This is a genomic window from Halanaerobium polyolivorans (genome assembly GCF_020711195.1).
GTDB lineage: Bacteria > Bacillota > Halanaerobiia > Halanaerobiales > Halanaerobiaceae > Halanaerobium > Halanaerobium polyolivorans.
The window spans coordinates 1-8,391 of record NZ_JAJFAT010000030.1; the positions used below are offsets into that span (position 1 = coordinate 1).

Consider the following 8,391-nt stretch of genomic DNA (forward strand, 5'->3'; position numbering starts at 1 on the left):
GCTTTTAACTCTTTTAATGATTCTTTTGCTTTTTCAAGTGCACTGTGCAGTTTTTCTATTTCAGCTTCTACTTCTGCTTCTTTGATCTTATCATAGTCTATCTCAATTGCTTGATCTTTTTTAATTAAAACCTTACCAACTGCAATTCCTGGTGATGCTCCTATCCCCTCCATGAAATCACTCCTCATCTTCTTTCGGCATCTCAATTTCTATGAAATCAACAAGCTCTTTTACAGCCTGCTCAGAGTCTTCGCCCTCAGCTTTAATTGTAATTTTATTTCCTTTACCTGCTCCAAGGCTCATAACCCCCATAATACTTTTGGCATTAACCTCTTTACCCTCATGAATAATGTTAATTTTGGATTCAAACTGCCCTGCTTTTTGCACAAACTGAGCTGCAGGTCTAGCGTGTAAACCTGTTCTATTTTTGATTTCTACAGATTTTTCGATTGACAATTAAATCATCCTTTCTAAATGTTTTTTTACTTCATCTATCTATATATCTTATCACAAAGAAAGGGATGATTTCATCCCTTTTTAGAAAAAAATATAAATTATAATTATTTTTTAATTATTAATAATTCCAGAGTTCCTGTCTACTGGTAGAAATTGCAAAAACTCCTTTGTCTACCAGATATTCTATCTCTTCTTTTTCTTCTACTAAACCCCCGGCAATAATTTGATAGTTATGATTTTTTTGCTGATTAGATTTTTTGATAAAATATGGAGCTGCAATAGCAGGCAGTATTTCTACTGCATCAACTGAACGGTCACCTAACATTTTTTTAGCACTTGTTAAAGAGCCAGAATCTAAAAGAAATATTCTCTGAATTGTCATCAAATCATTTTTATGAGCAATTTTAATCAAATAACTTTTAGTTGAAATAATCCCATCACATAAATTATTTTCTGCTAAATACTCAATTCCCTTTTTGTCATGAGCAATCCCTTTTAATAGATCAATATTTATCATCAAAATTTTATCATTTTTATGGGCAAGCTCCATCGCCTCTTTTAAATCAAAAATAGAACCAGCAAGTAAAAATATAATTACGGCCTCTTTTTTCCCCATAGCTTCTTCTAAGAGCTCCATATCTCTTACTGCTGGAATTACAGGATATTTTTTAAAATAACTTGCTAAATGTCTCAATTTCACACCTCCACTTATTTTTTTTGTTTCCTATTACTATATATACTTTTATCTATCATTGCAAACTCCTTCTTTTTACTTAATTTTTTAAAAAATCTTATTTAAACTTAAAAACCCCAGGAACTATAATGTCCCTGGGGAAAACAAACTTATATTTGTCTGGCTAAATTTCTTGTTGCAACTATGTCTGCCCCGGTATCTAAAATGTTTTCTATTAAAACATCTCCCATTTTTATTGGAGCTTCTACTTCTATATTACCGATAATTGACATAGCATCATGTATTACTTCAAGTGGAATTGCTTTGGTTGTCTTAACTGGTACTAAAGGAAGGGAACCATTTTTTACAACTGCAGTTGTTGGTAAAATCCTTGTTGGTGCAACTACCTCTTCTTTAGCATAGTCCTCTCCCTGAGGACAGGCATGGCCATCAATAGAAATAATCTCGTTACCTTCAAATTCTACTGCTACCTCACATCCTTTGGGACAGGCAACACAGGTCAATTGTTTTTTCTCTATCATTTAATTTCCCTCCTTTTCTATAATATCTACTCTGATTTCTTTTAAATCATCTAATCCATCTAAGGTCTTTTGAGCTAAAGGAACACTGATCATTTCTCCAGGCTTAGCAAATGGTTCTGAGAAAGAATATAATTTTTCTCCATCTGCATATAAGTTGACATCTACAGCAGTTAAGGGAGTTGATACTCTCATATAAAGAGGTATTCTATTTCTATCTTCAGACTCCAGCTCTATTTTTTGTGGGATAACATAACTTACATTTTCCCCTGCTTTAACTTCAACTTCTCCACCTGATCTTTTATAATCACCTTTGATATACTTAGCTGCCCAGTCTCCAGCAATCTCTGATTCCTGGGTAACCCAGTCGACAAGATCATGGACATGTAATACATTACCACAAGCGAAAATACCTTCTATATTGGTTTCACGACCCTCATTAACTATTGGGCCACTTGTTCTATCATCAAGCACTACATCAGCTTTTTTAGATAATTCATTTTCAGGTATTAGGCCAACAGATAACAATAGAGTATCTGCTTTGATAATTTTTGCAGTTTCAGGAATAGGATTGAGATTTTCATCGACCTCAGAAATCTCAACTGCCTCTAATTTACCATTACCAATTATCTCTGTAACAGTATGGTTTAGCATAAGAGGAATATCATAATCCTCTAAACATTGAACTACATTTCTGGTTAAGCCACCTGTATAAGGTAGAAGTTCACAAACAGCTTTCACATCTGCTCCCTCTAATCTCATCCTTCTAGCCATAATTAAGCCAATATCTCCTGAGCCAAGTACAACTACTTCATCTCCGGGAACATATCCTTCTATATTTGTATACCTTTGTGCAGTACCTGCAGTTATTACACCAGCTGGTCTGGTCCCTGGAATTCCAATTGCACCGGCTGTTCTTTCTCTACATCCCATGGCTAAAATTACAGCTTCAGCCTGGATTTCTGAAAACCCTTCTTCTTTATTAACCGCATATACTTTTTTATCTTTTGTTACATCTAAAACCATTGTATTTAGTTTAACTTCAATATCTCTCTCAGCAACATCATCAATAAAACGCTGAGCATATTCAGGACCGGTTAATTCTTCTTTAAAGTGATGTACCCCAAATCCATTATGAATACACTGAGGAAGAATACCTCCTAGTTCCATATCTCTTTCAATTACCATTACATCTTTTATCCCTTTTTCATATGCTTCTTTTGCAGCTGCTAATCCGGCTGGTCCTCCACCTATTACTACAAGTTCTTTATTTAATTTATGCATTAACGCTCACCTTGCTTTCAAGTAATTCTTTAATCTTATAATCAAGAATTTTTGAATTGTTTTCTTCCTGTTTAATCTCAGTTGGATCAAGTCCAAGTTCATCTGCTAGTATTTCTACTACTTTTGGTCCACAGAAGCCGCCCTGACATCTTCCTGCTCCTGCTCTAGTTCTTCTTTTAACAGCATTAACTGTTCTTGCACCTACAGGACCATTAATTGCATCTACAATTTCTTTATATGATACTGTTTCACAGCGACAAATTATTTGCCCATAATCTTTATCTTGATCTACATATTCTGCTCTTTCTTCATTTGACATTTCATAAAATCTGACTGGTTCTTCTCTCTTTTCAATAATATTATCTTTTTCAGAAAGTTTTAAGCCCTCTTCCTCTAATATCTCTGCTGTAAGATCTGCAATTGCTGGTGCAGACGATAGTCCCGGTGACTGAATACCTGCAACATTAACAAATCCTTTTACATTTTTTGCTGCTTCTATAACAAAATCTTCTGTTTTGTCTGCAGCTCTTAAACCGGAAAAAACTCTAATTGTATCTCTTAGATCTAATTCGGGGAATAATTTTTTAGCACCAGTATAAACTTCTTCTAAACCTTCAGATGAAGTTGACAGATCTTCCTTGCTGTCTGCTGTTTCTGAGGTTGGTCCAATTAAAATATTATGTTCTACTGTAGGTGCTACTACTATCCCTTTACTAACTGGGGTAGGAATTGGGAAAACTACATGATTTAATTCAAAATCTTTAGCATGGTCATAAATATAGTATTCTCCTTTACGAGGAGTAATATCTACTTTTTCTACACCTGCCATTTTAGAAATTTCATCTGCATAAACTCCAGCAGCATTAACTACATAATCAGCTTTATATTCACCCTGATTAGTTTTTACTCCAACAACCTTATCATCTTCAATTAAAATATCTTCTACTTTAGTTTCTAATTGAACCTCTGCTCCATTTTCTACTGCATTCTCTGCCATAGCCAAGGCAAACTCCCATGGTGTTATAACCCCTGCTGTAGGTGCCCAAAGAGCTGCAACTGCATTTTCTGCTATATTAGGTTCATTCTCACGCAGCCACTCTTTATCAACGATTTCTAAGCCTTCTACACCATTTTCTCTACCTTTTTCTAATAGATCATCTAATACACTTAAATCATCACCTTCTACTCCAACTACCAATGAACCTATTTCTTCAAAGGGGATATTTAGATCTTTTACAATTTCTTTTATCTGAATATTACCTTTATTATTTAATCTACCTTTGAGCTTTTTAGGGTCTGCATTATATCCAGCATGGATAATCCCAGTATTAGCTTTTGTAGTACCTGTAGCAATATCTGCTTCTTTATCTAATAATAAAATATCTAGATCATAACGTGCAATCCTCCAAGCAACCGCACATCCTGAAATACCTGCACCAATTATAATAACATCATATTTTTTTGACAATTAGTTCCCTCCTAATAATAGTTAATTACTCTTTTCTAAGCTTTTAAAATACTTGTTAGTTTAATCAAATTTATTTGTTTTTTTAGTTTTATATGATCCTCCTTCCATTAGAGTTTAAGGTAGATATGATTTAATCGACTTAAAATAAAATTTAAACACAAAAAAACCTTATTGAAATCAAGTGATTACGGTTGACATAGTAATCCCCAGGTTTCAATAAGGTTATCTTTTCGACTCTACCTTATAAAATATTTAATTTAAAAACAGTATACCATTGAATTTTTGCTTTGTCAAATAATTTACAAATTTTTAATTTCTCATTTTTGGATCTAAGGCATCTCTTAAGCCATCTCCAAGCAAATTAAATCCAAGTACTGTTAACATAATTGCAATTCCAGGAAAAGTAGTAACATGGTGAGCAGTTCTTATATAACCTCTACCCTGACTTAAAATAGCTCCCCATTCTGGTGTTGGAGCTTGAGCACCTAAACCAAGAAAACCAAGTCCTGCTGCCCATAAAATCGCAACCCCTATTTGTAGTGAAGACTGAACAATAATTGGGGCAAGACAGTGTGGTAAAATATGTTTAAAAATAATCACTGATTCTCTCACACCAATTGCTTTAGCAGCCTGCACAAACTCTTTATTTTTTAAAGATAATACCGAACCTCTGACAAGTCTAATATAGGTTGGTATAGATACCACCCCTACTGCAATCATAGCATTTACAAGTCCAACTCCCATTACTGCAACAATGATTATCGCCAGCAGCATACCTGGAAATGCCATCATTATATCAACAAATCTCTGGGTAATTATATCTATTTTACCACCATAATATCCTGATATAGCCCCAACAGGAACACCAACAATCAAACCAATTGCAACAGATATAAAGCCGATTGTCAAAGAAATTCTAGCCCCATAAATCAAACGGCTTAAAACATCTCTTCCTAAATCATCAGTACCTAATAAAAATTCTCTTGATGGTCCCTGTAAAGTATTAAAAAAGTCGGTTTGATATGGATCATGAGGGGCAATATAGGGAGCAAACAAGGCTATAATAAATAATGAAATAATAAATACTATTCCAATAATAGCCAGCTTATTTCTTTTTAATTGTCTTAAAGCTTTTTGATCTATTAAACGCATATTTCCCCTCCTTTAACTATAACTAATTTGTGGATCTAAAAATGCATATAATATATCTACAAATAAGTTAATTAAAACAAACATCAATGCCAATAGTAAAACTGAACCCTGAACTACAGGATAATCCCTAGCAAGTATCGAATCAACCATCAAACGCCCAACTCCAGGCCAGGAAAAGACAGTCTCAGTTAAAACAGCTCCACCTAAAAGCATACCAAATCTCAAACCTAAAATGGTTGTAATAGGTATTAGAGCATTTCTTAATGCATGTTTGATAATAATAACTTTCTCTTTTAAACCTTTAGCTCTAGCTGTTGTAATATAATCATTTTTCAAAACTTCCAGCATACTTGACCTTGTCATTCTAGCTATTAAAGCGGTTGAATTAGCAGCAAGTGTTACCGCTGGCAGCACAAAATGCAGTGGTGTCCCCATTCCTGAAGAAGGAAACCAGCCTAAATTAACCGAGAAAATAAGCATCAAAATCAAGCCCAACCAGAATACAGGTGCTGCAACCCCAAATAATGAAAAGAGCATAACAATCTGATCATAAATTGAATAAGGTTTAACAGATGAAATAACTCCTGCAGTTATCCCTACCAAACTGGCAATAAAAAGAGCAATAGCTGTCAAATAGACCGTATTTTTAAACCTAGGCCATATTTCTTGAGCAGCCGGCCGCCTCGTTCGAGTAGAAATTCCTAAATCACCCTCAAATAATCTATTAACAAAAACTCCAAACTGAACATGAATGGGTTCATCTAAACCCAGTTCTGCTCTTACCTGTGCAATATATTGTGGAGTTGCATGAACACCTGCCATCGCGACCGCAGGATCACCTGGCAGCAATCTTACCATTCCAAAAACGATAATGGCAACTCCTATTAAAACAGGTATTAACAATAATAATCTTCTTAAAATATACGAAGACACATTAATCCCTCCAAATAAATAAATTTACATAAAATGAGACCCTGCCTTTGCCTTGATGCAGGGCCCCTTTAATTTTAATAATTATTCTAAATTTAAAGTAATTTTAGTCTACAAAATAAGCATCCATTACTTCAATGTGTTCTCTTGGATGATGTACTAAACCTGCTACTTCATTTCTAACACCATTTAATTGAGAAATACTGTGTAAGAAAATCCACTGAGCATCATCCCAGATTAATTCAATTGCTTGTGCATATAACTCTTCTCTTGCCTGAGGATCAGTATTAACTCTAGCTTCTTCAAGTAATCTGTCAACTTCAGGATAATCAGCAAAATGCCAGTTGTTACCAGCAGGAGCTATCTCATCTGAATGGAATAATGCATATAGACCATAATCTGCATCACCAGTTACAGTACCCCAACCAAGGAAGTACATATCATGTTCTACTTTTTCAGGTTCTTGACCTACTACTTCTAAGTAAGTAGCCCATTCCATTGTTGTCATTTTAGCATCAATACCAACTGTTGCTAACTGACTTTGAACAGCCTGAGCAATAGTTGCATCCATTGGATATCTTCCAGTAGGATAGTAAAATTCTACTTCTAAACCATCTTCATAACCAGCTTCTGCCAGTAATTCTCTAGCTCTTTCTGGATTATATTGATAAATCTCCTGTCCAGAATAACCGAAGATATCTGGAGAAATAGGAGCATCAGAAGGACGTCCTGCACCAGCTAAAATATTCTCAACTATAGCTTCAGTATCTACAGCATAGTTGACAGCTTTTCTTACTCTAACATCATCAAAAGGTTCTCTTTGGTTGTGAAGACCAATATATAAAGTTCTTAAGCTTGGAACACTTTCCACAGTCACTTCTGGGTTTTCAGTTAATCTTGGGACATCTCTTGCTGGAACATTCATAATAGCATGAGCTTCTCCAGTTTCAAGCATAACAACTCTAGTTGCCTCTTCAGGTACAACTAAGACTTTAAAATTCTCAATATTAGCATTTTCTCCCCAATAATCTTCATTTCTGGTCATGACTATTTCTTCACCACGTGACCATTCCTGGAAGATATATGGACCTGTACCTACTGGATTACTACCAACATCATCACCATATTCTTCTACAGCTGCTGGACTAATCATTGAAATAAAGTCATGAGATAAATGAGCTAAAATTGGAGCAAATGGCTCATCAGTCTGAAGTCTAACAGTATATTCATCAATTACTTCTATATTTGTAATTCTGTCAATTAGAAAAGAATACACTGCTCCACCCTCAATTAAGCGATCAAGATTAAACTTAACAGCTTCTGCATTAAAAGGTGTACCATCATGAAACTCTACATCTTCCCGTAGATATAGATCATAAGTTAGGCCATCATCAGAAACATCATAATCTTCAGCTAATAGAGGTACTATATCTCCATTTGGCTTCATTTCAAATAATGTTTCCATCATATGAACCATTACCATAGCTGCAGGAGAAGATTGAGCATAGAATGGATCAAGTGATTCCGGATCAGCACCGAAAGCAACTCTAATTTCATCACCCTCCTGGGCAGCAGCAGCAAAAGGTAATAACAAACTTACTGCCATAAAAAATATTAACATAAATAAGATCTTTTTCTTCATCAAAAATTCTCCTTTCTGATTTTTTAATATTTGATACTCTACTTTAGTATATTAGATATAAATGTCTAAATTCCTCTTTTTTTAAAATTATTTGTTGCTTTAATTTTGCTGATTTTAATATCTTGAGTTAATTATTTTAATATTCAGAAAAATAAAAAGGAATAAAAAAAATCCGGCAGAGACCTACTCTCCCACATCGTTACCAATGCAGTACCATAGGCGCTGGAGGACTTAACTTTTGTGTTCG

At 34.6% G+C, this 8,391-nt stretch carries 9 protein-coding genes and 1 rRNA gene; all 10 read right to left on the reverse strand.

The annotated features are described in order from the left end of the window. The coding region (locus LJ207_RS11910) for a phosphoenolpyruvate-utilizing N-terminal domain-containing protein (protein WP_369414193.1) at window positions 1-188 on the reverse strand (188 nt) is incomplete at its 3' end. After that, window positions 178-456, reverse strand: coding sequence for an HPr family phosphocarrier protein (locus LJ207_RS11915; protein ID WP_229346722.1), 279 nt, complete (start codon window positions 454-456; stop codon window positions 178-180). The genes LJ207_RS11915 and LJ207_RS11910, both read right to left, overlap by 11 nt. A 118-nt stretch (window positions 457-574) precedes the next feature. After that, window positions 575-1,156 carry a glycerol-3-phosphate responsive antiterminator gene (locus tag LJ207_RS11920; protein WP_229346723.1) on the reverse strand — a complete coding sequence of 194 codons (582 nt, stop codon included), beginning with the start codon at window positions 1,154-1,156 and terminating at the stop codon, window positions 575-577. Window positions 1,157-1,299: 143 nt separating this feature from the next. Beyond that, the gene (locus tag LJ207_RS11925) at window positions 1,300-1,671 is read right to left on the reverse strand and encodes a DUF1667 domain-containing protein (protein ID WP_229346724.1); all 372 of its coding nucleotides are present in this window, start codon (window positions 1,669-1,671) and stop codon (window positions 1,300-1,302) included. Then, window positions 1,672-2,952, reverse strand: coding sequence for an NAD(P)/FAD-dependent oxidoreductase (locus LJ207_RS11930; protein ID WP_229346725.1), 1,281 nt, complete (start codon window positions 2,950-2,952; stop codon window positions 1,672-1,674). After that, the gene (locus tag LJ207_RS11935) at window positions 2,945-4,420 is read right to left on the reverse strand and encodes an NAD(P)/FAD-dependent oxidoreductase (RefSeq protein WP_229346726.1); all 1,476 of its coding nucleotides are present in this window, start codon (window positions 4,418-4,420) and stop codon (window positions 2,945-2,947) included. Before LJ207_RS11935 ends, LJ207_RS11930 begins: the two co-directional genes overlap by 8 nt. A gap of 309 nt (window positions 4,421-4,729) precedes the next feature. Beyond that, the gene (nikC, locus tag LJ207_RS11940; RefSeq protein ID WP_229346727.1) at window positions 4,730-5,572 is read right to left on the reverse strand and encodes a nickel transporter permease; all 843 of its coding nucleotides are present in this window, start codon (window positions 5,570-5,572) and stop codon (window positions 4,730-4,732) included. 12 nt (window positions 5,573-5,584) lie between these two features. Beyond that, window positions 5,585-6,505 carry an ABC transporter permease gene (locus LJ207_RS11945; RefSeq protein ID WP_229346728.1) on the reverse strand — a complete coding sequence of 307 codons (921 nt, stop codon included), beginning with the start codon at window positions 6,503-6,505 and terminating at the stop codon, window positions 5,585-5,587. A gap of 103 nt (window positions 6,506-6,608) precedes the next feature. Further along, window positions 6,609-8,144: a glutathione ABC transporter substrate-binding protein gene (locus LJ207_RS11950; RefSeq protein ID WP_229346729.1), complete on the reverse strand. Its 1,536-nt coding sequence runs from the start codon at window positions 8,142-8,144 to the stop codon at window positions 6,609-6,611. A gap of 170 nt (window positions 8,145-8,314) precedes the next feature. Further along, window positions 8,315-8,391 (reverse strand): 5S ribosomal RNA (rrf, locus tag LJ207_RS12575); the annotation flags it as partial.